26 protein-coding genes are annotated in these 24,308 nt (G+C 71.4%); 15 read left to right on the plus strand and 11 right to left on the minus strand.

The window, feature by feature from the left end:
* Positions 1–41 precede the first annotated feature (41 nt).
* Positions 42–779, plus strand: coding sequence for a potassium channel family protein (locus AC2XR2_RS13215; RefSeq protein WP_330267240.1), 738 nt, complete (start codon positions 42–44; stop codon positions 777–779).
* Between the two features lie 73 nt (positions 780–852).
* Here AC2XR2_RS13215 and AC2XR2_RS13220 read toward each other — a convergent pair whose 3' ends face one another.
* The 3 genes from AC2XR2_RS13220 to AC2XR2_RS13230 all read right to left on the minus strand — a co-directional run bounded on the left by AC2XR2_RS13220 (position 853) and on the right by AC2XR2_RS13230 (position 3,437).
* Complete coding sequence (locus AC2XR2_RS13220; protein WP_491515133.1) at positions 853–1,182, minus strand: small hydrophobic protein; 330 nt, start codon at positions 1,180–1,182, stop codon at positions 853–855.
* 52 nt (positions 1,183–1,234) lie between these two features.
* Complete coding sequence (locus AC2XR2_RS13225; RefSeq protein WP_449351119.1) at positions 1,235–1,549, minus strand: small hydrophobic protein; 315 nt, start codon at positions 1,547–1,549, stop codon at positions 1,235–1,237.
* A 274-nt stretch (positions 1,550–1,823) separates the two neighbouring features.
* Positions 1,824–3,437, minus strand: coding sequence for an MFS transporter (locus tag AC2XR2_RS13230; protein ID WP_381303252.1), 1,614 nt, complete (start codon positions 3,435–3,437; stop codon positions 1,824–1,826).
* 66 nt (positions 3,438–3,503) lie between these two features.
* Between AC2XR2_RS13230 and AC2XR2_RS13235 the strand changes: the two genes are divergently transcribed.
* The 3 genes from AC2XR2_RS13235 to AC2XR2_RS13245 are packed head-to-tail and all read left to right on the plus strand — an operon-like array spanning position 3,504 to position 6,327.
* The gene (locus AC2XR2_RS13235) at positions 3,504–4,139 is read left to right on the plus strand and encodes a TetR family transcriptional regulator (protein WP_330267237.1); all 636 of its coding nucleotides are present in this window, start codon (positions 3,504–3,506) and stop codon (positions 4,137–4,139) included.
* A gap of 54 nt (positions 4,140–4,193) precedes the next feature.
* Positions 4,194–5,411, plus strand: a complete 1,218-nt coding sequence (locus tag AC2XR2_RS13240) for an alpha/beta hydrolase (protein WP_491515134.1) — start codon at positions 4,194–4,196, stop codon at positions 5,409–5,411.
* 58 nt (positions 5,412–5,469) lie between these two features.
* Positions 5,470–6,327 (plus strand): DUF4429 domain-containing protein, encoded by an 858-nt coding sequence (locus AC2XR2_RS13245; protein WP_330269747.1) that lies wholly within the window; start codon positions 5,470–5,472, stop codon positions 6,325–6,327.
* Position 6,328: 1 nt separating this feature from the next.
* Here AC2XR2_RS13245 and AC2XR2_RS13250 read toward each other — a convergent pair whose 3' ends face one another.
* Entirely contained in the window at positions 6,329–7,345 is a 1,017-nt protein-coding gene (locus tag AC2XR2_RS13250; RefSeq protein ID WP_381303258.1) for an aldo/keto reductase, read from the minus strand.
* Positions 7,342–7,809 (minus strand): MerR family transcriptional regulator, encoded by a 468-nt coding sequence (locus AC2XR2_RS13255; RefSeq protein WP_356454432.1) that lies wholly within the window; start codon positions 7,807–7,809, stop codon positions 7,342–7,344. The genes AC2XR2_RS13250 and AC2XR2_RS13255 overlap by 4 nt, the downstream gene beginning before the upstream one ends.
* A gap of 141 nt (positions 7,810–7,950) precedes the next feature.
* Here AC2XR2_RS13255 and AC2XR2_RS13260 point away from each other — a divergent pair, with 141 nt between their 5' ends.
* Positions 7,951–8,766 carry a serine hydrolase domain-containing protein gene (locus AC2XR2_RS13260; RefSeq protein WP_449351115.1) on the plus strand — a complete coding sequence of 272 codons (816 nt, stop codon included), beginning with the start codon at positions 7,951–7,953 and terminating at the stop codon, positions 8,764–8,766.
* Here AC2XR2_RS13260 and AC2XR2_RS13265 read toward each other — a convergent pair.
* Positions 8,763–9,416 (minus strand): pirin family protein, encoded by a 654-nt coding sequence (locus tag AC2XR2_RS13265; RefSeq protein WP_491515135.1) that lies wholly within the window; start codon positions 9,414–9,416, stop codon positions 8,763–8,765. The two genes, AC2XR2_RS13260 and AC2XR2_RS13265, sit on opposite strands and share 4 nt — an antisense overlap.
* A gap of 197 nt (positions 9,417–9,613) precedes the next feature.
* On the opposite strand from AC2XR2_RS13265, the gene AC2XR2_RS13270 reads away from it, so the two are divergent.
* The 5 genes from AC2XR2_RS13270 (at position 9,614) to fabF (ending at position 14,540) form a co-directional block, all read left to right on the plus strand.
* Positions 9,614–10,819 carry a PucR family transcriptional regulator gene (locus AC2XR2_RS13270; protein WP_356454440.1) on the plus strand — a complete coding sequence of 402 codons (1,206 nt, stop codon included), beginning with the start codon at positions 9,614–9,616 and terminating at the stop codon, positions 10,817–10,819.
* A gap of 89 nt (positions 10,820–10,908) precedes the next feature.
* The gene (locus AC2XR2_RS13275) at positions 10,909–11,832 is read left to right on the plus strand and encodes an ACP S-malonyltransferase (RefSeq protein WP_381303267.1); all 924 of its coding nucleotides are present in this window, start codon (positions 10,909–10,911) and stop codon (positions 11,830–11,832) included.
* Positions 11,833–11,848: 16 nt separating this feature from the next.
* Entirely contained in the window at positions 11,849–12,847 is a 999-nt protein-coding gene (locus AC2XR2_RS13280; RefSeq protein WP_330267230.1) for a ketoacyl-ACP synthase III, read from the plus strand.
* Between the two features lie 78 nt (positions 12,848–12,925).
* Positions 12,926–13,174 carry an acyl carrier protein gene (locus AC2XR2_RS13285; protein WP_007381745.1) on the plus strand — a complete coding sequence of 83 codons (249 nt, stop codon included), beginning with the start codon at positions 12,926–12,928 and terminating at the stop codon, positions 13,172–13,174.
* 85 nt (positions 13,175–13,259) lie between these two features.
* Positions 13,260–14,540: a beta-ketoacyl-ACP synthase II gene (gene fabF / locus AC2XR2_RS13290; protein ID WP_123760472.1), complete on the plus strand. Its 1,281-nt coding sequence runs from the start codon at positions 13,260–13,262 to the stop codon at positions 14,538–14,540.
* Positions 14,541–14,597: 57 nt separating this feature from the next.
* Here the strand turns inward: fabF and AC2XR2_RS13295 are convergent, their stop codons facing one another.
* Positions 14,598–15,092 (minus strand): DUF3145 domain-containing protein, encoded by a 495-nt coding sequence (locus AC2XR2_RS13295; protein ID WP_123760473.1) that lies wholly within the window; start codon positions 15,090–15,092, stop codon positions 14,598–14,600.
* 250 nt (positions 15,093–15,342) lie between these two features.
* On the opposite strand from AC2XR2_RS13295, the gene AC2XR2_RS13300 reads away from it, so the two are divergent.
* Together AC2XR2_RS13300 and AC2XR2_RS13305 are read left to right on the plus strand one after the other, a co-directional pair.
* Positions 15,343–16,227 (plus strand): SGNH/GDSL hydrolase family protein, encoded by an 885-nt coding sequence (locus tag AC2XR2_RS13300; protein ID WP_491515136.1) that lies wholly within the window; start codon positions 15,343–15,345, stop codon positions 16,225–16,227.
* Between the two features lie 10 nt (positions 16,228–16,237).
* Positions 16,238–17,209, plus strand: coding sequence for an aldose epimerase family protein (locus AC2XR2_RS13305; protein WP_381303272.1), 972 nt, complete (start codon positions 16,238–16,240; stop codon positions 17,207–17,209).
* Positions 17,210–17,307: 98 nt separating this feature from the next.
* Here AC2XR2_RS13305 and AC2XR2_RS13310 read toward each other — a convergent pair whose 3' ends face one another.
* Entirely contained in the window at positions 17,308–19,755 is a 2,448-nt protein-coding gene (locus tag AC2XR2_RS13310) for a glycoside hydrolase family 3 protein (RefSeq protein ID WP_491515137.1), read from the minus strand.
* 103 nt (positions 19,756–19,858) lie between these two features.
* Between AC2XR2_RS13310 and AC2XR2_RS13315 the strand changes: the two genes are divergently transcribed.
* On the plus strand, positions 19,859–20,437 hold the full coding sequence (locus AC2XR2_RS13315) for a TetR/AcrR family transcriptional regulator (RefSeq protein WP_491515138.1): 579 nt from the start codon (positions 19,859–19,861) through the stop codon (positions 20,435–20,437).
* A gap of 9 nt (positions 20,438–20,446) precedes the next feature.
* Here the strand turns inward: AC2XR2_RS13315 and AC2XR2_RS13320 are convergent, their stop codons facing one another.
* Positions 20,447–20,758 (minus strand): YrdB family protein, encoded by a 312-nt coding sequence (locus AC2XR2_RS13320; protein WP_491515139.1) that lies wholly within the window; start codon positions 20,756–20,758, stop codon positions 20,447–20,449.
* Positions 20,759–20,769: 11 nt separating this feature from the next.
* The gene (locus tag AC2XR2_RS13325) at positions 20,770–21,159 is read right to left on the minus strand and encodes a RidA family protein (protein ID WP_491515140.1); all 390 of its coding nucleotides are present in this window, start codon (positions 21,157–21,159) and stop codon (positions 20,770–20,772) included.
* 58 nt (positions 21,160–21,217) lie between these two features.
* Between AC2XR2_RS13325 and AC2XR2_RS13330 the strand changes: the two genes are divergently transcribed.
* The gene (locus AC2XR2_RS13330; protein ID WP_491515141.1) at positions 21,218–22,165 is read left to right on the plus strand and encodes a LysR family transcriptional regulator; all 948 of its coding nucleotides are present in this window, start codon (positions 21,218–21,220) and stop codon (positions 22,163–22,165) included.
* 74 nt (positions 22,166–22,239) lie between these two features.
* On the plus strand, positions 22,240–23,469 hold the full coding sequence (locus AC2XR2_RS13335) for a pyroglutamyl-peptidase I (RefSeq protein ID WP_449351109.1): 1,230 nt from the start codon (positions 22,240–22,242) through the stop codon (positions 23,467–23,469).
* Positions 23,470–23,481: 12 nt separating this feature from the next.
* Here the strand turns inward: AC2XR2_RS13335 and AC2XR2_RS13340 are convergent, their stop codons facing one another.
* Entirely contained in the window at positions 23,482–24,285 is an 804-nt protein-coding gene (locus tag AC2XR2_RS13340) for an EI24 domain-containing protein (RefSeq protein ID WP_491515142.1), read from the minus strand.
* Positions 24,286–24,308 lie beyond the last annotated feature (23 nt).

Below are 24,308 nucleotides of genomic sequence, written 5' to 3' on the forward strand. Positions count from 1 at the left end.
TTCGGCTCCCCTGCCCTTCACCGTTTCCTTACGATGCGGGCATGAAAGAACTGTCGGCGCAGGCCCGTTGGGAACAGCACACCCAGCGGCCCCTTCTGGCGCTCGCGGTGCTGTTCGCCGTCGCCTATGCCGTGCCGATCGTCGACACCTCGGCGGGGCATTCGCTGACGGCGGCGTGCACGGTGGTCGAGTGGGTGGTGTGGGCGGTGTTCGCCGTCGACTACCTCATGCGGTTGTCGCTCTCGCAGGACCGCCGTGGGTTCGTACGGCAGCACTGGATGGACCTGTGCGCCGTGGTGCTCCCCCTCATACAGCCCCTGCGGCTGCTGCGGCTGGTCTCCACGCTGCTGCTGGTGGGGCGGCGGGCGCGGATGGCCTCGCAGATCAGGGTGACGACGTATGTGGGCGGGGCGGTCGTCGGGCTGCTGATGTTCGGCTCACTGGCGGTGCTGTCGGTGGAGCGGGACTCCCCGGACGGGAACATCCGCACACTGGGTGACGCGGTGTGGTGGTCCTTCACCACCATGACGACGGTCGGCTACGGCGACCATGCTCCGACGACCGGCCTGGGCCGGATGATCGCGGTAGGCCTGATGCTCTCCGGCATCGCCCTCCTCGGTGTCGTCACCGCCAACATCGCCGCGTGGTTCATCGAACGCTTCGAGAAGGACGACGTGGAGGAACGCCAGCAGACGGAGGCGATCAGAGCCCTGACGGAGGAGGTACGGGCACTGCGCGCGGAGGTGGCGGCCTTGCGCAAGACATCGGTCGGCGGCTGAAGGCAGCCCCGGCCGAAGACGCGGACGGGCCCCCGGTCGTCCCACCGGGGGCCCTTCCCTCACGCGCCCCGGGTCAGAACATGCCGCTGCCCGGGGTGGCCGCTCCGACGAGCCAGATGATCGCCAGGAGCGTGTCGATGGCGCCCAGTACGAAGGCGACCAGGGCCGGCCAGGCACGGTCGCCGCCACCCGGCCACCTACGGCCCATGGCAAGCCAACCGCAGACGATCGCGACCGGGCCCAGGATGATGCCCAGCACGAAGAAACCGGCGACCGCGCAGATACCGACCCCTCTGGGGGACACCCCCAGACCCCCGGCGATGATTCCGAGCGTCGCGCGATCCGGCCCGCTCCGTGACCACCACAGCAAGTCCACGGAGCCGCGCGAGCCGTCGGCAGACATGAGGCGGGCCCCCGGTCGTCCCACCGGGGGCCCTTCCCTCACGCGCCCCGGGTCAGAACATGCCGCTGCCCGGGGTGGCCGCTCCGACGAGCCAGATGATCGCCAGGAGCGTGTCGATGGCGCCCAGTACGAAGGCGACCAGCGCCGGCCAGTTACGGTCGCCGCCGCCCGGCCACCTACGGCCCATGGCAAGCCAACCGCAGACGATCGCGACCGGGCCCAGAATGATGCCCAGCACGAAGAAACCGGCGACCGCGCAGATGACTCCGATGATTCCGAGCGTCGCGCGATCCGGCCCGCTCCGTGACCACGTCCGGCCACGTGATCGGGGGTACTTGCGCGTTCCGTGTCCCAAGCCCGCCATCATCAACTCCCTGACACCCTTGGTTGGTTGGGTTCGTCTCGGGTTCAACGATGCGGGTACCCCGGTTCCGGCCGATAATCCTCCGGCCTTGCGGCGCGCCGCCCCCCTCCGGCAGCGCGCCGCAGCGCCGTCCGCCCTCCCCGTGACACTCAGCGTGCCGTGCGGAGGGCTTGACTTACTGTGACCTGCGGCGTGCACCGGGTGCGAGAAATCTTTAGCCCCTTCACCCTGATAGGGGAAGAACGCTGACGTCCCGTCAGGCGTGACCAGCGGTTTCTCAGATGTGCCCCACGCCCGCGCCCGCTTCCGCGTTCGCACCGCGCTTGGTGAGCAGGGCGACGAGAACGGCGAAGGCGGCGACACCGGCCGCGACCAGGGACGCGAGGCTCATGCCCGAGATGAAGGTGTCGTGGGCCACGTCCGCGATCTTCGCCGCGATCTCCGGCGGGGTGCCCTTGGCGACCGGCGGCACACCCACCTGCACCGCCTCCGACGCCTGGTCCAACTGCGCCGGCGTGAGCGGAGGCAGGCCCGCGTCCTTCCAGTTGCCCGCGAGGTCGCCGTCCACCTTGGAGGCCATCACGGCGCCCAGGACGGCCGTACCGAGGCTGCCGCCGATCTGCATCGCGGCCTGCTGGAGACCGCCGGCCACCCCGGACAGCTCCATGGGCGCGTTGCCGACGATGACCTCGGTGGCGCCGACCATCACCGGCGCGAGGCCGAGGCCGAGCAGCGCGAACCACAGGGACATGACCGCGCTGCCGGTGTCGGTCTCCAGCGTGGACATCCCGAACATGGCGATCGCGACCGACGCCATACCGCCGGCCAGCGGGATGCGCGGGCCGAGCTTGGTGATCAGCACCCCCGCCAGCGGGGAGCCGACGATCATCATCCCGGTGAGCGGGAGCAGGTGGAGACCGGCGTCGATCGGGCTCATGCCGTGCACGTTCTGCAGGTAGAACGTCACGAAGAACAGGCCGCCCATGAAGGCGATCGCCATCAGGACCATGAGCACCACGCCCGCCGACAGCGGCACCGAGCGGAACAGCGCGAGCGGGATCAGCGGCTCCTTGACCTTCGTCTCCCAGAAGGCGAACAGCCCGAAGCCGACCACGGAGGCGAGGATGAAGGTCCACGTCAGTCCGTCGCCCCAGCCCCAGGTCGGGGCCTTGATGAGCGCCCACACCAGGCAGAACATGGCGGCGGACAGCAGGGCTATGCCCAGCACGTCGAAGGAGCGCGGGGCGTTCTCCGCGCGGTGGTCGAGCAGGATCAGCACACCCAGGACCAGGGCGAGGACGCCGACCGGCACGTTGATGAAGAACACCGACTGCCAGTTGACGTGCTCGACGAGCACACCGCCGAGGATCGGGCCGCCGGCGGTGGAGGCACCGATGACCATGCCCCAGATGCCGATCGCCATGTTGAGCTTCTCGGCCGGGAAGGTGGCCCGCAGCAGACCCAGCGCGGCCGGCATCAGCAGCGCGCCGAACAGGCCCTGGAAGACGCGGAAGGTGACGACCGCGGCGATGGAGCTGGACAGCCCGATCGCGCCCGAGGCGGCGGCGAAGCCGACGACACCGATCAGGAAGGTCTGGCGGTGGCCGAAGCGGTCACCGAGCTTGCCCGCGGTGATCAGGGCGACCGCCAGGGCGAGGAAGTAGCCGTTGGTGATCCACTGGACGTCCGCGAAGCTCGCCTTGAGGTCGGCCTGGATGGCCGGGTTGGCGATCGCCACGATGGTGCCGTCGAGGGCCACCATCATGACGCCGACGGCCACGGTCAGGAGGGTGAGCCACGGGTGGCCGCGCAGCCCGGAGGCGGGCGCCCGATCCGACGGGGACGCTCCGTCCCCCGGCCCCGTCTTGTCGAGGGTGGTCTGACTAGTCATGTGTTCGAGGCTAGTGACAGCCACTGACAATTGACAAACCAATTCACAAGTCGGTAACTGACACCAATGGAAACACTGCGCGAACGCAAGAAACAGCGCACCCGGGAGGCTCTGCTCCGGGTCGCCATCGAACTGTTCACCACCCGCGGCTACGAGGGCACGACCGTCGACGACATCGCCGACGCCGTCGGCGTCTCGCAGCGCACCTTCTTCCGCTACTTCGCCGGCAAGGAGGACGCAGCCCTCGCGCTCGACGAGATGACGGTCGCGCGCTTCGTCGAGGCGGTACGCGCGCGCCCCGCGCACGAGACCCCGCTGGAGGCGCTGCGCCAGGCCGTGCTGGAGGGCTGGGACACCCTGCACGAGGTCGTCGACTCGGTCGTACCGGTGGAGCGGTTCCTCGCCCTGTACCGGGTGATCGAGTCGACACCCGTCCTGCTCGCCGCCCATCTGCGGCGCTCCGTGGAGGTCGAGGACGTCCTCGCGCGCGTGCTCGCCGACCGCGAGGGCCTCGACGCGGACACCGACCCGCGGCCGCGCCTGATGGTGGCCGCCTTCGGCGGGGTGATGCGGGTGACGGAGCGGCAGTGGCTGACGGAGGGGGACTTCAGCCTGGAGGCCATGCGGGAGCTCACGGTCTCCCACCTCGAACTGCTGGGACCGGCCCTGGCGGGCAAGTGGGCCCCTTACACCAAAACGTGATACCCGTCACTCGATTAACCCGAGACCGTCCCGTTCTCCTAGTGTGTCCTTTCAGTGACTTCCTTCGACACCTCCCCGCAACTCAACGTCTGGCGCGCACTGCTCGCGCTGGCCGTGGTGTTCGTGATGCTGGCGACCACCGGATGGACCGCGCTGCGCAACCAGCGGGAGGCCACCCCGCTCCAGGCCTCCCTCGACTCCTGGACGCACGGCCGCCTGCACGGACACCGGCTGCCCGACCCGGACGCCGCCCCCGCCCAGCTCTCCCGGTTCTTCGCCTCGCTCACCTCGCAGGACCGCGTCCGCCTCGCCCAGCGCTACCCGCTCGCGGTCGGCAACATGAACGGCGCCCCGGTCGGACTGCGGTACCAGGCCAACCGTCTCGCGCTGCTCAAGGCCCGTGCCGTCGAGCGTGAGCGCATGCACGACTCCCGGCTCACGCCGGCCGGTCAGCAGGAGGCGGGCCGCCGTATGCACCGCTTCGAGGCGCTGACCGCCCCGGACCGCCACATCCTCGCCTTCAACCCCGACGGCTCCGGCCGCGTCGCCGAGGTCTTCGGCGATCTGCGCACGGCGGAGCGGGTCTCCGTCGTCGTCCCGGGCGTCGACACCGACCTGCTCACCTTCCAGCGCACCAAGCGCAGTTGGTCCGCGCCGGTCGGCATGGCCAAGGCCCTGTACCGGGCCGAGCGCGACGCGAGCCCCGCCACGCGTACGGCGGTGATCGCCTGGGCCGACTACACCGCGCCCGCCGGTCTCGGCATCGACTCGGCCACCGCGATGCGCGCCGAGGACGGCGCCGTACGGCTGAACGCGCTGGTGCGCGCGCTGCCCGGCGCCACACCCGTCTCCCTGTTCTGCCACAGCTACGGCTCGGTGGTGTGCGGGGTCGCCGCGCACGCGCTGCCCGGCCGGGTGGCCGACATCGCGGTGGCGGGCAGCCCCGGGATGCGGGTCGCCAACGCCTCCCACCTGCGCACCTCCGCGCATGTGTGGGCCATGCGGGACACCGACGACTGGATCCAGGACGTGCCGTACCTGGAGGTCGGCGGGCTCGGCCACGGGGCCGACCCGGTGTCCTCCGCGTTCGGTGCGCGGGTGCTGTCCGCGCGGGGCGCGGACGGCCACGCCGGTTACTTCGAGCCCGGAACGGAGAGCCTGCTCAACTTCGCCGAGATCGGCATTGGCGCATACCACGCGGTGGCCTGCGCCCACGAGGACGAAGCCTGCCGCGCCGGTTTGTCCGGCACGGCCACGGCCGGACGCGCGTAGAGACTGCAGGAACTGCGGTCTGCGCGAGGAGGGGACGAAGAAGCTCGTGCCGCATACGATGACCCGCATGGGTGACGTACTGGCCGGATTTCATGCCGCCTGGGAGTTCGAGTCCGACTCCGTGCTCATCCGCTACGAACGGGGGATTCGCACACCGAAGCTGTTCCAGGCGCTGGGGGAACGACGGATCCCCCTGGAGGCGATCTCCGGGGTGACGCTGACTCCCGGCAAGCGGGGCACGGTGGTCCTGCACGCCGTGCCGCGGGCGGGGGCGGATCCGCTCATGGAGGCGGCGGCGGGGCAGCTCAAGGAAGGGTGCGATCCGTACCGGCTGGTGCTGCCGGCGGACAAGGAGACGCTCGCCGAGTACTACGCGGACGAGCTGCGCGCGCTGCTGAAAGAGGACGACGAGCAGGCGGAACGTTTCCTGGTCGCGGCGCCCGAGGTGCCGTTGCAGTTCAAGGCGTACGACGGGAAGGCGTCCTTCGACGGCCGTACCGTCGCCTTCCGGTGGTTCTGGACCGGGGCGTCGTCGGCGAAGTGGAAGGCCGGCGACCAGAGTTTCCCGGTGTCCGAGCTGACCGGCGTGGAATGGCGGTCGCCGGAGGTCTTCGAGGGCCATCTGCGGCTGCTCCGCGGCGAGCCGGGGCCGGTGCAGGCGGACCAGGATCCCGCGGCGGTGGTCTTCGGGCTCGGGTACGGGCCCGTGCACGAGTCGCTGCCCTTCGCCGCCGCGGTGCTGGCCGCGGTGAAGCAGCGCGGGGCCACGGCGGCGGTCACGGCCGTGGCCGCGCCGCGCCGGGACCCCGCGGACATCGCCGAACGGATCCGCCATCTCGGGGAGTTGCATCAGGCCGGGCTGGTCACCGACGAGGAGTTCTCCGTGAAGAAGGCGGAGTTGCTGGCGGAGCTCTGACCTACTCCCGGCCCGCCGACGAGAACCGCATGTCCGCGTAACGGTCGCCCGCCACCTGGCCGGCTATCGGCTCCAGCAGCTCCAGTTCCTCCTTCGTGAGCTCGATGCTCGTCGCCGCCGCGTTCTCCTCCACCCTGCTCGGCTTGCGGGTGCCCGGGATCGGGACGACCGGGAGGGCGTGGACCGTCGACTGCTGCTGGACCCAGGCGAGGGCGATCTGGCCCGGCGACACCCCGTGCGCCTCGGCCACCGTGCGGATCGGGGCCAGCAGGGCCGCGTTGGCCGCCGCGTTCTCGCCCGTGAAGCGGGGCTGCTGGCGGCGGAAGTCGTCCGCGGTGAGGTCCTTGTCGGCGTTGGTGAAGGAGCCGGTGAGGAAGCCGCGGCCGAGCGGGGAGTACGGGACGAGGGTGACGCCCAGTTCGCGGGCGGCCGGGACCACCTTGGCCTCGATGTCCCGGCTGAACAGGGACCACTCCGACTGCACGGCGGCGATCGGGTGGACGGCCTGGGCCGCGCGCAGCTCGTCCGCGGTGACCTCGCTCAGGCCCAGGTGCTTGACCTTGCCCTCGCGCACCAGCTCGGCCATCGTGCCGACGGACTCCTCGATCGGCACGTTCACATCGCGCCGGTGCATGTAGTAGAGGTCGATCACGTCGACGTCCAGGCGCTTCAGGCTCGCCTCGACGGCCTGGCGGATGTAGGGCGGGTCGTTGCGGATGATCCGGCGGGTCGGGTCGTCCGGGGGTATCGACAGGGCGAACTTGGTGGCGATCACGACCTCGTCGCGGTGGGCCTTGAAGAACGGGGACAGGAACTTCTCGTTCTCCCCCTGGCCGTAGGCGTCCGCGGTGTCGTAGAGCGTGATCCCGAGCTCCAGGGCCCGCTCCAGGGTGGCCCGGGACGCCTCCGCGTCCACGGGGCCGTACGCGAAGCTCATGCCCATGCAGCCGAGTCCCTGGACGCCGACCTCCGGGCCCGTCTCGCCCAGTCGTGCGGTGGGGATCCTGCTGTCGGTCATCCTGCCTTCTCCTTCTCCCAGTCGGCGCGATCGGCCTCGGCGTAGAAGCTGATCTTGTGGTCCAGCACGGCGAGGGTGTCCTGGAGTTCCGCGATCCGGGACAGGACGTCCCGGCGGGTCGCCTCAAGGAGCTTGAAGCGGTCGCCGAAGGTCTGGTCGCCCTCCCGCACCAGTTCCGCGTAGCGGACCATGTCGGCGACCGGCATGCCGGTCAGCCGGAGCTTGCCGACGAAGTCGAGCCAGTCGAGGTCGCGGTTGCTGTAGCGGCGCTGGCCGGTGTGCGAGCGGTCGATGTGCGGCATCAGGCCGATGCGCTCGTACCAGCGCAGGGTGTGCGCGGTCAGGCCGGTGAAGGCGACGACCTCGCTGATCGTGTAGCTGTCCTGGCCGTTGGGGCGCCGGTGCGGATGCGGCGGGGCGGCACAGCTGTCGGTCCTGGTACTCGTGGTCTCCATCACCGTCATGGCCTCAACGCTATGGCCTTGGAGTGCACTCCAAGCAAGCGGTACCGGTAAGAAATCGGCAGGACGTCACGCGGAGCGGGTTCGTGTGCCAGGCCGACCCCACGATGATTCTCGGGCTGTGCGCGGCTTAGGCTCGGTGGCATGTCCTTGCAGAGCCTCGCGTTGATCGAGAACTGGCCGGTTCCCACCGCCGCGGCGGGTGTGGTGCGGGCCGACGGCACCGTCCTCGGCACCCACGGTCCGGCCGGCCACCGCTTCCCGCTGGCGTCCGTGACCAAGCCGCTCGCGGCCTACGCGGTTCTCGTCGCGTACGAGGAGGGGGCGATCGAGCTCGACGAGCCGGCCGGGCCGAGCGGGTCGACCGTACGGCATCTGCTCGCGCACACCTCGGGGCTGGCCTTCGACGAGCACCGGGTCACCGCCCCGCCCGGGGAGCGGCGGCTGTACTCCAACGCCGGGTTCGAGCAGCTCGGGGACCACCTCGCGAAGGCGACGGACATCCCGTTCGCGGAGTATCTGCGGCAGGCGGTCCTGGAGCCGCTGGGCATGGCGTCGACGTCCCTGGAGGGCTCGCCGGCGAAGGACGGGGTGTCCACGGTCGAGGACCTGCTGAGGTTCGCGGCGGAGGTGCAGGCACCGCGGCTGCTGGACCCGCGCACGGTCGCCGAGGCCATCACGGTCCAGTACCCGGGCACCAAGGGCGTGCTGCCCGGCTACGGCCACCAGAACCCCAACGACTGGGGCCTGGGCTTCGAGATCCGGGACTCCAAGTCCCCGCACTGGACGGGCTCCTCGTCCTCGCCGCGTACCTTCGGGCACTTCGGGCAGTCCGGTACGTTCCTGTGGATCGACCCCGACGCGGGGGCGGCCTGCGTGGCCCTGACGGACCGCGCGTTCGGGCCCTGGGCGGTCGAGGCGTGGCCGCCCTTCACCGACGCGGTGCGCTCCGAGCTCTAGGACATCTCCCACAGCAGCAGTTCGGCCCCGGTCAACGCCACCACGTCCAGCTCCTTGGCGTCGGTGGCCCGGGCCGCGTCACCGGGGCCCAACTCCGCGCCGTCCAGCCGCACTTCGCCCCGCACCACATGGACGTAGAGGTACCGCCCGTCCGGCACCGCGGTCCGCTCCCCCGCGGCCAGCCGCCGCACATGGAGCATCGCGCCCGCCTCCGGGATCGCGTACGGCGTCGAGTCGGCGATCCCGCGGACGATCTCGTACGACGGCTCGCCACCCGGCTCCAGGGGCGCGAGCCAGGTCTGCACGAAGGTCAGCGGGGTGCCGGCGTCGTTGCGCTCGACGTGCCGGACGCCCGCGGCGGCGCTGAGCCGCTGCACGTCACCGGCCCGTACGACCGTCTCGTGCCCGGTGGAGTCCCGGTGCGTCAGCTCCCCCTCGACCACCCAGGTCACGATCTCGGTGTGGCTGTGCGGATGCTCGTCGAACCCGGCGCCGGGCGCGAGCCGCTCCTCGTTGCAGGCGATCAGCGCGCCGAACCGGAGGTTGTCGGGGTCGTAGTGCGGCCCGAACGAGAAGGCGTGCCACGACTCGATCCCGGCCCCGGGGTCCCCGCCTGGGTAGCGCTCCGCGGCGCGCCGTACGTCCGTCACGGGACCACGGTAGTCGCGTGGCCACGTGTCCGACGGCGTCAGGGCCGAGTCGGGCAAGTGCCCACCGAGTCGGGCTGCACCCCGGACACCGGCCGTGAGGGAGCCGTAACCGGCTGAGGCGCCCCCGGAGGCGACCGAACCATCAAGCACAACCCCGGCGGCGCGCACTGACGTCCGGATAAGGCAGTCTTGTCCACGTGCCCGAACCCGAACTCCGCAAGTCCGATCCCGCCGCGTCCGTCGTCCATGCCCACGCCGCGACCCTGAAGCGGCTGGAGAAGTCGTCCGGGTCGCTCGCCCAGCAGGCCATCGCGCGCATGGACGAGACGCTGCCGTGGTACCGGGCGATGCCCCCGGAGAACCGTTCCTGGATCGGGCTGGTCGCCCAGGCCGGTATCGCGGCCTTCACCGAGTGGTTCCGGCGCCCCGACGCCCCGCAGGCGATCTCCACCGACGTGTTCGGGACGGCTCCCCGGGAGCTGACCCGGGCCATCACGCTCCGGCAGACCGTCGAGATGGTGCGGACGACCATCGAGGTCATGGAGTCCGCGATCGACGAGGTCGCTGCCCCCGGTGACGAGTCCGTCCTGCGCGAGGCCCTGCTCGTCTACGCCCGCGAGATCGCCTTCGCCACCGCGCAGGTGTACGCCCAGGCCGCCGAGGCACGCGGTGCCTGGGACGCCCGCCTGGAGTCGCTGGTCGTCAACGCGGTGCTCAGCGGGGAGGCCGACGAGGGTGCCGTGAGCAGGGCCGCCGCGCTGGGCTGGAACTCGCCCGAGCATGTGTGCGTGGTGCTGGGCGCCGCCCCCGAGGGGGACTCCGAACTCACCGTCGAGGCCATCCGGCGGGCCGCCCGGCACGCCAAGCTCCAGGTGCTGACCGGGGTGCTCGGGGCCCGGCTCGTCGTGATCGCGGGCGGCAGCGACAACCCGCTCGCCGTGGCCAAGTCGCTGATCGGGCCTTATGCGGCCGGACCCGTGGTCGCAGGGCCCGTCGTACCCGATCTGCTGGCCGCGACCCGGTCCGCGCAGGCGGCCGCCGCCGGGCTCAAGGCGTGTTCGGCCTGGCAGGACGCGCCGCGCCCGGTACTGGCGGACGACCTGCTTCCGGAACGCGCGATGGCCGGTGATCCCAGTGCGCGCGAGCAGTTGGTGGAGGAGATCTACAGACCGCTGGAGGAGGCCGGCTCCGCGCTCCTGGAGACGCTCTCCGTCTACCTCGAACAGGCGTCCAGTCTGGAGGGTGCGGCCCGGATGCTGTTCGTGCATCCCAACACCGTGCGCTACCGGCTTCGACGTGTGACTGACGTCACCGGTTGGTCGCCTTCCGATGTACGGTCGGCGTTCACACTGCGGATCGCGCTCATCCTGGGGCGTCTGGCCGACGGTGATCTCCAGCCCTAGGCTTTTGTCGGGGGCCAACAAAACCCCTTCATGTTCTTCGTCCCTGTCCCCACGGGCGGCTTGGGCCGCCCTCAAGAGAGAGTGTGAGAGTGCTCGTACTCGTCGCTCCCGGCCAGGGCGCCCAGACGCCCGGCTTCCTGACCCCCTGGCTCGAACTCCCCGGTGCCGCGGACCGCGTCGCCGCGTGGTCCGACGCCATCGGACTGGACCTCGCCCACTACGGCACACAGGCCGACGCGGACGCCATCCGGGACACCTCGGTGGCCCAGCCGCTGCTGGTCGCGGCCGGAATCCTGTCCGCCTCGGCACTCGGTGCCATCTCCGACCTCGCCCCGGGCGCGGTCGCCGGGCACAGTGTCGGTGAGATCACCGCCGCCGCCTTCGCGGGCGTCCTGGACGACACCGCCGCCCTCACCCTCGTACGCAAGCGGGGTCTGGCCATGGCCGACGCCGCCGCGATCACCGGGACCGGCATGTCGGCGCTGCTCGGGGGCGACCCGGAGGTCTCCGTCGCGCACCTGGAGAAGCTGGGTCTGACCCCGGCGAACGTCAACGGCGCCGGGCAGATCGTCGCCGCGGGCACGCTGGAGCAGCTCGCCGCCCTCAACGAGGAGCCGCCGGAGGGTGTCCGCAAGGTCGTCCCGCTGAAGGTCGCCGGCGCCTTCCACACGCACCACATGGCCCCCGCGGTCGACGCGCTGGCCAAGGCCGCCGCCGACCTCACGCCGGCCGACCCGACGGTCACGTACGTCTCCAACAAGGACGGGCAGACCGTCGCCACCGGCGCCGAGGTGCTGGAGCGGCTGGTCGGCCAGGTCGCCAACCCGGTCCGCTGGGACCTGTGCATGGAGACCTTCAAGGAGCTCGGCGCCACCGCGTTCATCGAGGTCTCCCCCGGCGGCACGCTGGTCGGCCTCGCCAAGCGGGCGCTGCCCGGTGTGAAGACGCTCGCGCTCAAGACCCCCGACGACCTCGACGCTGCTCGCGAGCTCATCGCCGAGCACGGTGCCTGAGAAGGAGCACGAGAGCATGTCGAAGATCAGGCCCAGCAAGGGCGCCCCGTACGCGCGCATCCTCGGGGTCGGCGGCTACCGTCCGACCCGGGTCGTGCCGAACGAGGTGATCCTCGAGACGATCGACTCCTCCGACGAGTGGATCCGCTCGCGCTCCGGCATCCAGACCCGGCACTGGGCGAACGACGAGGAGACCGTCGCCGCCATGTCGATCGAGGCGTCCGGCAAGGCGATCGCCGACGCCGGGATCTCCGCCGAGCAGATCGGCGGCGTGATCGTCTCGACCGTCTCGCACTTCAAGCAGACCCCGGCCGTGGCGACCGAGATCGCGGACAAGCTGGGCACGGACAAGGCCGCCGCGTTCGACATCTCGGCGGGCTGCGCTGGCTTCGGCTACGGCCTCACCCTCGCCAAGGGCATGATCGTCGAGGGCAGCGCGGAGTACGTCCTGGTGATCGGCGTCGAGCGGCTGAGCGACCTGACCGACCTGGAGGACCGGGCCACCGCCTTCCTGTTCGGCGACGGCGCGGGCGCGGTCGTCGTGGGCCCCTCCCAGGAGCCGGCCATCGGCCCCACGGTCTGGGGCTCCGAGGGCGACAAGTCCGAGACGATCAAGCAGACCGTGGCGTGGAACGAGTACGACAGCTCCACGGACAAGTTCCCTGCGATCACGCAGGAGGGCCAGGCGGTGTTCCGCTGGGCCGTGTTCGAGATGGCGAAGGTCGCCCAGCAGGCGCTGGACGCGGCCGGGATCAGCCCGGACGACCTGGACGTCTTCATTCCCCACCAGGCCAACGAGCGGATCATCGACTCGATGGTGAAGACGCTGAAGCTGCCGGAGCACGTCACGGTCGCGCGTGACGTGCGCACCACCGGCAACACCTCGGCCGCCTCGATCCCGCTCGCCATGGAGCGGCTCCTGGCGACCGGTGAGGCGAAGAGCGGCGACACCGCGCTCGTCATCGGATTCGGGGCGGGTCTCGTCTACGCCGCCACTGTCGTTACCCTCCCCTAGGCACTCCGTGCCGGATCATGCGGTCCGGGACGGGAAGCACTGCCAACCCTCTGGATAAGAAAACGAAGGAGCGCCAACATGGCCGCCACTCAGGAAGAGATCGTCGCCGGTCTCGCCGACATCGTGAACGAGATCGCCGGCATCCCGGTTGAGGACGTCCAGCTGGACAAGTCCTTCACCGACGACCTGGACGTCGACTCGCTGTCCATGGTCGAGGTCGTCGTCGCCGCCGAAGAGCGCTTCGACGTCAAGATCCCCGACGACGACGTCAAGAACCTCAAGACGGTCGGCGACGCGACCGACTACATCCTCAAGCACCAGGCCTGAGTCCCTGCTCGGGCCGGACGCTGACCGGCCCCGCCACCCGGCGGTGGCGCCGCTTAATCCTCGTACCGTTGGAGAAAGATTTCCCGTGAGCCCGACCAATCGCACCGTGGTCGTCACCGGTATCGGCGCAACCACACCGCTGGGTGGCGACGCAGCCTCTACCTGGGAGGGCCTGGTCGCCGGCAAGTCCGGCGTCAAGCCCCTGGAGCAGGAGTGGGCCGCCGACCAGGCGGTCCGTATCGCGGCGCCCGTCGCCGTGGAGCCGACCGAGGTCATCCCGCGGCCGCAGGCCCGGCGCCTCGACCGCTCGGCGCAGTTCGCGCTGGTCGCCGCCAAGGAGGCGTGGGCGGACGCGGGCTTCGAGGGCAAGGCCGGTGAGGAGGGCTCGGTCGGCGACGTCGACCCGGACCGCCTCGGCGCCGTCATCGCCTCCGGCATCGGCGGTGTGACGACCCTCCTCGACCAGTACGACGTGCTGAAGGAGAAGGGCGTCCGCCGCGTCTCCCCGCACACCGTCCCGATGCTGATGCCGAACGGCCCCTCGGCGAACGTGGGCCTGCTGGTGGGCGCCCGTGCGGGCGTGCACACGCCGGTCTCCGCGTGCGCCTCGGGCGCCGAGGCCATCGGCTACGCCATCGAGATGATCCGCACCGGCCGCGCCGACATCGTGGTCGCCGGTGGCACGGAGGCGGCGATCCACCCGCTGCCCATCGCCGCGTTCGGCAACATGATGGCGATGTCCAAGAACAACGACGACCCGCAGGGCGCCTCGCGCCCCTACGACACCGCCCGGGACGGCTTCGTCCTCGGCGAGGGCGCGGGTGTGGTCGTCCTGGAGTCCGCGGAGCACGCCGCCAAGCGCGGGGCCCGGGTGTACGCCGAGGCGGTCGGTCAGGGCATCTCCGCCGACGCCCATGACATCGTGCAGCCCGAGCCGGAGGGCCGGGGCATCTCGGCCGCGCTCCAGCACCTGCTCGAGAACACCGACCTGAACCCGGCGGAGATCGTGCACGTCAACGCGCACGCCACGTCGACGCCGGCCGGTGACATCGCCGAGCTCAAGGCGCTGCGGAAGGTGTTCGGGGACGACGCCGACCACATGGCGGTCTCGGCGACCAAGTCGATGACCGGTCACCTGCTGGGCGGCGCCGGCGGCATCGAGACGGTCGCGACCGTGCTCGCCCTGTACCACCGGGTGGCTCCGCCGACCATCAACGTCGAGAACCTCGACCCGGAGGCGGAGGCCAACGCCGACGTCGTCCGCGGCGAGGCGCGCAAGCTGCCCGTGGAGGGCCGTATCGCCGCGCTGAACGACTCGTTCGGCTTCGGCGGGCACAACGTGGTGCTGGCGTTCCGCACCGTCTGAGAACGTGACTGAAGGCCCCCACCGAGCGCGGTGGGGGCCTTCATGTGTACGGCGGACTCAGACCACTTGGTGGAGCCACCGCACGGGGGCGCCCTCGCCCGCGTACCGGAAGGACTCCAACTCGTCGTCCCACGGCTTGCCGAGGAGCTTCGCCAGCTCCGCCTCCAGGTCCGTCTCCCCCCGCTGGGAACGCGTGAGGGCCGCGCGCAGGCGGTCCTCCGGGATCAGGATGTCGCCGTGGATGCCGGTGACCGCGTGGAAGATGCCCAGTTCAGGGGTGCAGCTGTAGCGCTCGCCCTCGGCGGTGGCGCAGGGCTCGGCGGTCACCTCGAAGCGCAGCAGGTGCCAGCCGCGCAGGGCCGACGCGAGCTTGGAGGCGGTGCCCACCTCGCCCTTCCAGGAGAACTCGGAGCGCCAGGTGCCGGGCGCGGCCGGCTGCCGGATCCAGTCGAGGTTGACGCGCGTGCCGAGCACCCCGGCGATCGCCCACTCGACGTGCGGGCACAGCGCGCGCGGCGCGGAGTGCACGTACAGAACTCCACGTGTCGTCACCGGGACCTCCGGGCAGAGCGGGACAAGTCTTGCTGGTTGGCACGGCGGCGATGGCGGGCAGCCGCGTTGATGGCGAGGCTACCGTGCGGCGGCGCAAGGAGTGTGACGTACCGTCGGTCCCGATGCCCCGAAACGCCCGCCATTCACCCGGCAGGACGCTAGTACGGGTCCCGATCGTTCCCTCGGGGCCGCCGGGAACTCGGGTGCGTTGTTATGAGAGGACCACCATTTCACGAGGGGAACTCCACGGATGCGCAAGCAGGGCCACCGCTCGCGGGCCGTCGTCGCCGTCCTGACCGCGGCTCTTGTGGGCGTCGCCGGCTGTGACGCCGTGGGCGGCGACTCGGCGGCACCGACCCAGAAGGCGAAGCCCTCGTCGAAACCGACCCCGGCCTGGGACAGCAGCCCGGCCTCGCTGGCCGCCGTCGGGGACTCCATCACCCGCGGCTTCGACGCGTGCGGGGTCCTGACGGACTGCCCCGACGTCTCCTGGGCCACCGGCAGCAGCGCGCAGGTCGACTCGCTCGCGGTGCGGCTGCTGGGGAAGGCGCGGGCCGCCGAGCGCAGCTGGAACTACGCGGTGTCCGGGGCGCGGATGGCCGACCTGTCCGCGCAGATGTCCCAGGCGGCCTCGCGCGCGCCGGCGCTGGTGACGGTGATGGTGGGCGCCAATGACGCCTGCCGGGACTCCACGGCGGCGATGACGCCGGTGGCCGACTTCCGGGCCGGTTTCGAGGACGCGCTGAGCGTGCTGCGCGAGAAGGCGCCCAAGGCGCAGGTGTACGTGGCGAGCGTGCCCAACCTCAAGCGGCTGTGGTCGCAGGGGCGCACCAACCCGATGGGCAAGCAGGTGTGGAAGCTGGGGGTGTGTCCGTCGATGCTGGCCGACGCGGACGCCCTGGACGCGGCGGCGACCGAGCGGCGGAACACCGTGCAGGAGCGGGTGGAGGAGTACAACGCCGTACTGAAGCAGGTGTGCGGCAAGGACGCGCACTGCCGGTACGACGGGGGCGCGGTGTACGACTACCGCTTCGGCACCGACCAGCTCAGTCACTGGGACTGGTTCCATCCGAGTGTGAACGGCCAGGCGCGGCTGGCGGAGATCGCATATCGCAAGGTCACGTCCGTGTCCTAAAGTTCCGCACATGAACGAACTCTTCGCCACACTTCCCGACGGCACACCGGTCCACCGCTGGACCCTGGAGCGCGCGGGCGTCCGCGTGCGGATCCTGTCCTACGGCGGGATCGTGCAGTCGGTCGAGGTCCCGGACCGGGAGGGGCGGACCGCGGACGTGGTGCTGGGGTTCGCCGATCTGGAGGGGTACCTGGAGCACGCCGGTCCGTATCTCGGTGCCTTCATCGGGCGGTACGCGAACCGGATCGCGGGCGCCCGTTTCGAGCTGGACGGGCTGACGTACGCGCTCGCGGCCAACAACGCGCCGAACTCCCTGCACGGCGGGGAGAACGGTTTCGACAAGCGGGTGTGGGACATGGAGCCGGCCGGTGAGCACGGGGTGCGGCTGAGCCGGGTCAGCCCGCACGGCGAGGAGGGCTTCCCGGGCCGTCTGGAGGTCTCCGGGACCTACGCGCTGGACGAGTCGGGCGCGCTGCGGTTCTCCTACGAGGCGGTCACCGACGCGCCGACGCTGGTGAACCTGACCAACCACAGCTACTTCAACCTGGCCGGGTCCGGGAACGCGGGCGGGCACGAACTGCGGATCGACGCCTCGCGGTACACGCCGGTCGACGCGGATCTGATCCCGACGGGGGTCGAGGAGGTCGCGGACACCCGGTTCGACTTCCGTGCGGCGCGGAAGGTGGGGGCCGGGTACGACCACAACTTCGTGCTGGACAAGGGGAGCACCGCCGAGGCGGTCGAGGTGGCCGAGCTGTACGACCCGTCCTCCGGGCGGGTGCTGACGGTGGCGACCACCGAGCCGGGGCTCCAGCTCTACACCGCCGACCATCTCCCGGAGCCCTTCGCGCCGGGTGACGGCATCGCGCTGGAGACCCAGCACTTCCCCGACTCCCCGAACCGCCCGGAGTTCCCGAGCACGGTGCTGCGGCCGGGTGAGGTGTACCGGTCGGAGACGGTGTACGGCTTCTCCACCCGGTAGGGCGGTCCACGGCTCGCACCCGGTGGAACAGACGAGCCCCGGCCCAGGGGTCAGGTCCCGGGCCGGGGCTGCTTGTGTGAGGGCTGTGCCCTCTGGGATCAGACGTTAATCGTCGCGGTGACCCGGCGGTCCTCGATCGAGCGCCCCACCTGGATTTCGTACGAACCCTTCACATGCGCCCACGACGAGGTCTTCTCGTCCCAGATCTCGAACGCCCGGCGCGGGATCTCCACGGTGACCTCGACGCTCTCGCCGGGACCGGCCTCGGCTCCGGCGAACCCGGCGAGCCTGCGGGCCGGGCGCTCGGCGTCGGGCTCGGCGGGGGCCAGGTAGACCTGGACGACCTCGCGGCCCGCGCGGGTGCCGGAGTTGCGCAGCCGGACCCGGAGGGTGGTGCCCTGGACCTCTAGGGACTCGTAGGTCCACTCGGTGTAGCCGAGGCCGTGGCCGAACGGGTAGGCCGGGGTGCGGCCCGCCTTCTCCCAGGCCGTGTACCCGATGAAGACGCCCTCGTCGTAGGGGAGTTCGCCGTCCGCCGGACGGACCCGGGTGACCGGGGCGTCGGCCAGGGTGCCCCAGGTGGTGGGGAGCCGGCCGCCGGGTTCGTGGGCGCCGGTCAGCACCTCGGCGAGGGCCGCGCCGCCCTCCTGGCCGGGGAACCAGCTGAGCAGGATCGCGGCGACGTCCTCCCGCCAGGGCAGCTCCACCGGGGAGCCGGAGTTGACGATCACGACGGTGTTCGGGTTGGCGGCGGCGACCGCGCGGACCAGGTCGTCCTGTCGGCCGGGCAGGGTGAGGTCCTTGCGGTCGTAGCCCTCGGACTCGACGCGGTCGGTGGTGGCGACCACGACGACGGCCGTGTCCGCGTTCCGGGCCGCTTCGACGGCCTCGGCGATCAGCTCGTCGGGGTCGCGCCGCGGGTCCTGGTGGGCGAGGGAGAACGCGACGACCTTCATCGGCATGTTCTCGGGGAGGTCGACGACGTAGGTCAGGGAGACCTCGACGGGCTCGCCCGCGGTCAGCGCGACCCGGGCGCGGGGTTCGGGGGCGCCGAAGAAGGTGACGAAGGGGTCGTCCTCGTCGGTGCTCTGCACGTCGTCGTAGTACGTGGTGCCGTCGACGACCAGCTTGAAGGCGCCGAGTCCCTTGATGCCGAAGGTGTGTTCACCGGTCTCGCGCGGGGTGAAGGTGCCGGTCAGCTCGACGGTGTGCAGGTTCTCGTGGGTGACGCCCTCGGGGAGGTCCGAACCCATCCACTGGATCTGGCCGCTGGGCGCGGAGGCCGTGCCCACGACGTTCCCGTGCGTGTCGCGGCAGACAGTTCCGAGGGTGAACCCCTTGTCGGCGACGCCGAGTTCGGTGTTCGGGTCGGCGCCGACTGCGTAGCTCAGCGCGCCCTCGGGGAGAGCCGCGGTGAGGCCGTCGAGCGGGGAGACGATCCGGTCCGGGAAGACGGTGGCGGAACCGCCGCCGAGGACCCGGGCGTCCCGGGCGGCCGCCCCGCTGAGGGCGACCGTGCCCTGCCGCAGGGGCAACGCGCCCTGGTTGCGCACCAGGACGAAGGAGCGGCGGGCGATCTCGCGGGCCAGCGCGACGCCGTCGACGGTGTCCGGGAGTTGGGTGACGACGGGTTCGGCGCCGTCCAGGATGCCGACGCGGGCGGCGAGCCGCAGCACGTTGCGTACGGCGGTGTCGACCGCGCCCTCCTCGACCTCGCCGGCCCGCACGGCCCGGGCGAGGGGCTCGCCGTAGACGGTCACCGGGCCGGGCATGGCGACGTCGAGGCCGCCCTCGATGGCGCCCTTGGTGGAGCGGGCGGCCATCCAGTCGGAGACGTTGTAGCCGTCGAAGCCCCATTCACCGCGCAGGACTTCGTTGACGAGGTAGTGGTGCTCGGTCATCGTCGTGCCGTTGACCGTGTTGTAGGCGGTCATGATGCCCCACGGGTGGGCGTTCTCCACGATGTGCTCGAAGGGGGCCAGGTACAGCTCGCGCAGGGCGCGTTCGGAGACCAGGTTGTTCACCGTGAAGCGGTCGGTCTCGGCGTCGTTGGCGACGAAGTGCTTGACGGTGGTGCCGACGCCGCCCTCCTGGACGCCGGTCACGTACCCGGCGCCGATCCGTCCCGTGAGGTACGGGTCCTCGCTGTAGGCCTCGAAGTGGCGGCCGCCGAGCGGGGAGCGGTGGAGGTTCACGGTCGGGGCGAGCAGGACGTGGACGCCCTTGCGGCGGGCCTCCTGGGCGAGCAACACGCCTGCCCTGCAGGCGAGTTCCGGGTCCCAGGCGGCGGCCAGCGCGGTCGGGGAGGGCAGGGCGATCGACGGGTCGTCGGCGCTCCAGCGCACGCCCCGGACACCGATCGGGCCGTCGGACATGACGAGGGAGGGCAGGCCGATCTCCGGGAGCGCGGGCAGCGACCACATGTCCTGGCCGCCCAGGAGCCGGGCCTTGGCGTCCAGGTCCAGGCGGGCCAGGGCCGCCTCGACGGCCGCCTCGCGGGCCAGGTCGGCGGGGGTGGTGCCCTCGGGTCCCTCGGGTGCCGCCATGGCGGTGCCTCCTCGTTGACGTCCGTGCGGTCCTCTCATCCTGCAACGGTTACCTGGTGATCGGTAGGTTTCGTTACGTTCCTGTTATATTTGACTCACGAGCATGCCGTACGGTGACGCCATGAGCGCCAGGACCAGAAGCGAGGAGCGCCGGGCCGAGATCGTCCGGGCGGCCCTGGAGGTCATCGCCGAGCGCGGCTACCGGGGCGCGAGCCTGGCCGCGGTGGCCGAGCGGGTCGGGCTGACCCAGCAGGGGCTGCTGCACCACTTCCCGACGAAGGAGGCGCTGCTGGTCGCGGTGCTGGAGGAGCGGGACAAGTGGGACGCGGTTCCGGCCGGCAGCTGGCGGGTCGACCTGCTCACCTCGCTCGTCGAGTACAACGCGATGCGGCCCGGGATCATCCAGACCTTCTCGGCGCTGCTCGGCGAGAGCGTGACGGAGGGGCATCCGGCGCGGGAGTACTTCACCGACCGCTACACCCGGGTGCGCGAGTCGATGGCGGTGGCGCTGCGCGCCGAGTACGGCGACCGGCTCCCCAACGGCCTGACCCCGGAACGCACCGCACCGCTGCTCGTGGCCGTGATGGACGGCCTCCAGTACCAGTGGCTGCTGGACCCGGGGTCGGTGGACATGCCGGAGGCGTTCCGGGACTTCCTGCGACTGCTGGGCGAGGAAGCCTGAACGTCCTTGCTACTGGTCCCACTTGACGGCCAGGGCCTTGCTCACCGCACAGAGGGCGGCGAGCACGAACGCCCACACCTGGGCCCCGGCGGCGAAGAGGGCGACGACACCCGCCCCGAACCAGAGGACCTCGAAGCCGACCCGGGCGGCGCCGCTCACCTTGTACGGGGCGCGCGGTGAGCCGAACAGCGCCCACAGGACGACGAGTACGGCGGGCGCGGCGAGGCCGAGGGGCCAGGACACGGTGAAGCCCCAGTAGGCGGCACCCGCCAGGGCGCCCAGCTCGACGAGGAAGAGAACACCCAGGTTGGCTGCCTTCATGGGCGGCAGTATCACCCGGCCGCCGGCACCGCCGCCACGATTTCGATCTCGATCCGGGCCTCGGGGCGGAACAGCCGGGACACCTCGAAGGTCATGCTGGTGGGCGGGGTACCGGTGAGGAACTCCCGGCGTACAGCGCCGTATTGCTCCAGTTCCGAGATGTCGGTCAGGTAGGTGCGGATGTTGACGACGTCGGCCAGGCTCGCTCCGTGCGCCGCCAGCAGCGCGGCAAGGGTCTCGAAGACGCCCCGGGACTGCTCGGCGAGCGTGTCGCCCTCGGCGATCTGCCCGGAGACGAACAACAGGACGCTGCCGTCGGCCTGTTCGACGCGGGCGACCTGGGAGTAGTAGGGGCTCAGCGGCTGGGGCGCGCCGACGGGGTTGTCGAGGGTGACCTTCATGCCGTCGACGCTAGGGCCGCCCTTGCGATGCGACAAGCGAATGTCCAGCATGGCTGCCATGCCTCACCCGCATCGCACCGAAGGCCCCGATCTCGCCACCGTCTGGCTGCGGGTCTTCCTGGAGGTGGCCCGGCAGGAGTCGTTCACCGTGGCCGCGCGCACCCTGGGGTGGACGCAGTCGGCGGTGTCCCGGCAGATCTCCTCGCTGGAGCAGGCTCTCGGCGGGGCGCCGCTGTTCGACCGGCTGCCGCGCGGGGTGCGGCTGACGGAGGCCGGGCAGGTGCTGGTGCCGTACGCCGAAACCGTCACCGGGGCCCTGCACGGGGCCGCGCGCGAGCTGGCCGCGCTGCGGGAAGCGGCGGGCGGGCGGCTGCGGTTCGGGGCGTTCCCGACCGCGGACGCGGCGCTGGTCCCGCACGCCCTCGGCGTCTTCCGCGACCGCCATCCACAGGTGCGGGTGTCCCGCGAGGAGGGGCTCACCCCGGCCCTGCTGGACCGGCTCTCGGGCGGTCACCTGGACCTCGCGGTCGTGTCGACGACCGGGGGCGCGCCGCCGGAGTCGTACGCGCTCCACCATCTGCTCGACGAGTCGCTGTACGTCGCCGTCCCGGCCGGGCATCCGCTGGCGGAGGGTGGTCCGGTACGGCTGGGCCGGCTCGCGGACGCCGACTGGATCTCGGGGAGCCCGCGGCCCGAGGGCACGCTGCTGCACGCGGCGCTGCGGGAGGGGTTCCGGCCGCGGATCGCGCATGTCGTCGGCGAGTGGACCGCCAAGCAGGGGTACGTCGCCGCGGGGCTCGGGGTGGCACTGGTGCCGGCGCTCGCCGCGGAGTCGGTACGGCCGGACGTGGTGCTGCTGCCGGTGCTGGACGAGGGGGCGCCGGCGCGGGCGGTGTACGCGGCGGTGCCGCGGGGGCGGTCCCTCTCGCCGGCCGGGGAGGCGTTCGTGCGGGCGCTGCGGGAGGCGGCGGGGCGGATTCCCGGCACCTCGCGCCCCATGGCGTAGACCACTTGCGTCACGCGATACTGCCGTGGTCCCGCACCACTCGCGCCCCACAGCGACGGAAGGACCCGACTCCCTTGACTTCCCTGCGCGTTCGGATCGGCATGCTCGGACTGGTACTGCTGGCGGGGCCGGTGGTCCCCACCACCGCGACGGCGGCCGAGGCGGCGCCCTCGCCCACGGTGGAGGAGCAGCGGCTCGACAGGGCGGTACCGCGGGAGATCCTGGAACGGTCCGGGTTCGACGCGGTGACGCGGCACTTCACCCGGGCACTCGGGTCGGCGCGTTCCTACGCGGAGGCCCGGAAGGTCGTCGTACGGGAGGGGTCCGGGCTGTGGCGGCGGGCCGTGGACCGGGCGCAGGGGCGGGGGCCGGCCGGTGGCGATCTGAGCCGGGACGACGACCGGCCGCTGTACTGGGCGCGGTTGGGGATGACGCGTGAAGTGCGGACCTGGGAGCCGTCGTTCGGGCTGTCGGACGCCCAACGAACGGCTCTGCTGAGCGAGTTGGAGCGGACCTCGCGGGGGCAGGACGCGGTGCGGTATCCGGCCGGTCAGCGGCTGAAGCGGGTGCTGGTGACCGGGTTCGACCCGTTCACGCTGGACCGGGACATACGGATATCGAATCCGTCCGGGGCGAGTGCGCTGGCGCTGGACGGGACGGTGATCGAGACGGCGAAGGGGCCGGCCCGGGTGGAGACCGTCGTGTTTCCCGTGCGGTGGCAGGACTTCACGGACCAGACGGTGGAGCGGGCGCTGCGGCCGTATCTGAAGAAGGTGGATCTCTTCACGACCGTGAGTCAGGGGCGGGTGGGGCGGTTCGACGTGGAGCGGACCAACGGGGCCTGGCGGGGCGGGTTCCCGGACAACGACAACATCGGGGTGACGGGGACGGTGCCGGTCGCCGATCCGGGCTCGCAGCCGCAGTGGACGACGACGACCTTGCCGTACAAGGCGATCGTGGACGCGGACACCGGGCGGTTCCCCGTCTACGACAACACGAGCGTGACCGAGATCCCGGCGGGCGGGACCGACGCGGTCGTCCGTCCGGACGGGCCGACGGCGGGGTCCGCCGCGCGGGCCGGGGGCGGGGGGAACTACCTCTCCAACGAGATCGCCTACCGGGCCACGCTGCTGCGGGACCGTCTTGGGCTGCACGACTCGCTCCCGGGCGGGCATGTGCACACACCCGTGCTGGAGTTCGGAACCGGCAACACCACCGAGATCACCGACCCGGCGTTCGTGCGGAACCGACTGGACATCATCGCGCAGGTACGGGCGATCGTCTCGGTGGCGGTGGGGGCGTAGGGCCCCCGGGGGCTAGGAGCCGGAAACCGGCTCCTCGGCGTCCTCCTCGTCCTCCTCGTCCCCGTCCCGCGTCTCCTCGCCCAGCAGTTCCCGTGCCATCAGGGTCGCTCCCGCCACCGCTCCCGGCATCAGGAACACCGCGACGAAGGGGATCAGGAAGGACAGGCCCAGGGGGGTGCCGAAGCCCCAGATGAGGGTCTTGCGGGAGCGGAGGAGGGTGAGGCGGGCCCGGAGGTCGATGTTGCGGCGCTGCAGGGCCACCGCGGTCAGTTCCTCGGTGAGGAAGAAGCCCGTGACGAAGAAGCCGAGCACGGGGACCACCGTCTGTCCGACCAGGGGGATGAAGCCGAGGGCGAAGAGGAGGACGGCCCACAGGACGGCCCGGATCACGATGCGCAGGCTGTCCCTCGCGGAGATCCACAGCTCACGCCAGAGCGGGAGGCCGGACTCGGGGGCCGTGCCGTCCGGGGACACGTCCCGGTCGACCTTCTCGGAGAGGCTCTCGTAGAAGGGCTGGCCGATGAGCAGGGTGACGGCCGTGAAGGTCAGGACCGCGAGGAGCAGGGCCAGGGCGAACAGGAGCACCGCGAGGAAGCCGCGGAACAGGCCCTGCCACGGGCCCGACCAGTCGTCCGCGAAGGGGGTCGCCCAGGACACCAGGTCCTCGCCCCAGGTCGCCAGGGACACCAGGGCGCCCACGTACAGCACCAGGGTGATCAGGCCCGGGATCAGTCCGAAGCCGTACTGCTTGCCGTGCCGGGCCACCCATCGCTGGCCCTTCAGGAGATAGTGGAAGCCCGCCCCGAGATCACGCATGGCCAGAACCCTATCGGGTGCCC

This window comes from Streptomyces sp. LS-MS-L19 (assembly GCF_058382285.1).

Coding starts and splice junctions, on each gene's coding strand:
- AC2XR2_RS13215 (WP_330267240.1), top strand. CDS start 42: ATGAAAGAACTGTCGGCGCAGGCCCGTTGGGAACAGCACACCCAGCGG.
- AC2XR2_RS13220 (WP_491515133.1), bottom strand. CDS start 1,182: ATGTCTGCCGACGGCTCGCGCGGCTCCGTGGACTTGCTGTGGTGGTCA.
- AC2XR2_RS13225 (WP_449351119.1), bottom strand. CDS start 1,549: ATGATGGCGGGCTTGGGACACGGAACGCGCAAGTACCCCCGATCACGT.
- AC2XR2_RS13230 (WP_381303252.1), bottom strand. CDS start 3,437: ATGACTAGTCAGACCACCCTCGACAAGACGGGGCCGGGGGACGGAGCG.
- AC2XR2_RS13235 (WP_330267237.1), top strand. CDS start 3,504: ATGGAAACACTGCGCGAACGCAAGAAACAGCGCACCCGGGAGGCTCTG.
- AC2XR2_RS13245 (WP_330269747.1), top strand. CDS start 5,470: ATGACCCGCATGGGTGACGTACTGGCCGGATTTCATGCCGCCTGGGAG.
- AC2XR2_RS13250 (WP_381303258.1), bottom strand. CDS start 7,345: ATGACCGACAGCAGGATCCCCACCGCACGACTGGGCGAGACGGGCCCG.
- AC2XR2_RS13255 (WP_356454432.1), bottom strand. CDS start 7,809: ATGACGGTGATGGAGACCACGAGTACCAGGACCGACAGCTGTGCCGCC.
- AC2XR2_RS13260 (WP_449351115.1), top strand. CDS start 7,951: ATGTCCTTGCAGAGCCTCGCGTTGATCGAGAACTGGCCGGTTCCCACC.
- AC2XR2_RS13280 (WP_330267230.1), top strand. CDS start 11,849: ATGTCGAAGATCAGGCCCAGCAAGGGCGCCCCGTACGCGCGCATCCTC.
- AC2XR2_RS13285 (WP_007381745.1), top strand. CDS start 12,926: ATGGCCGCCACTCAGGAAGAGATCGTCGCCGGTCTCGCCGACATCGTG.
- AC2XR2_RS13300 (WP_491515136.1), top strand. CDS start 15,343: ATGCGCAAGCAGGGCCACCGCTCGCGGGCCGTCGTCGCCGTCCTGACC.
- AC2XR2_RS13305 (WP_381303272.1), top strand. CDS start 16,238: ATGAACGAACTCTTCGCCACACTTCCCGACGGCACACCGGTCCACCGC.
- AC2XR2_RS13310 (WP_491515137.1), bottom strand. CDS start 19,755: ATGGCGGCACCCGAGGGACCCGAGGGCACCACCCCCGCCGACCTGGCC.
- AC2XR2_RS13315 (WP_491515138.1), top strand. CDS start 19,859: ATGCCGTACGGTGACGCCATGAGCGCCAGGACCAGAAGCGAGGAGCGC.
- AC2XR2_RS13320 (WP_491515139.1), bottom strand. CDS start 20,758: ATGAAGGCAGCCAACCTGGGTGTTCTCTTCCTCGTCGAGCTGGGCGCC.
- AC2XR2_RS13325 (WP_491515140.1), bottom strand. CDS start 21,159: ATGAAGGTCACCCTCGACAACCCCGTCGGCGCGCCCCAGCCGCTGAGC.
- AC2XR2_RS13330 (WP_491515141.1), top strand. CDS start 21,218: ATGCCTCACCCGCATCGCACCGAAGGCCCCGATCTCGCCACCGTCTGG.
- AC2XR2_RS13340 (WP_491515142.1), bottom strand. CDS start 24,285: ATGCGTGATCTCGGGGCGGGCTTCCACTATCTCCTGAAGGGCCAGCGA.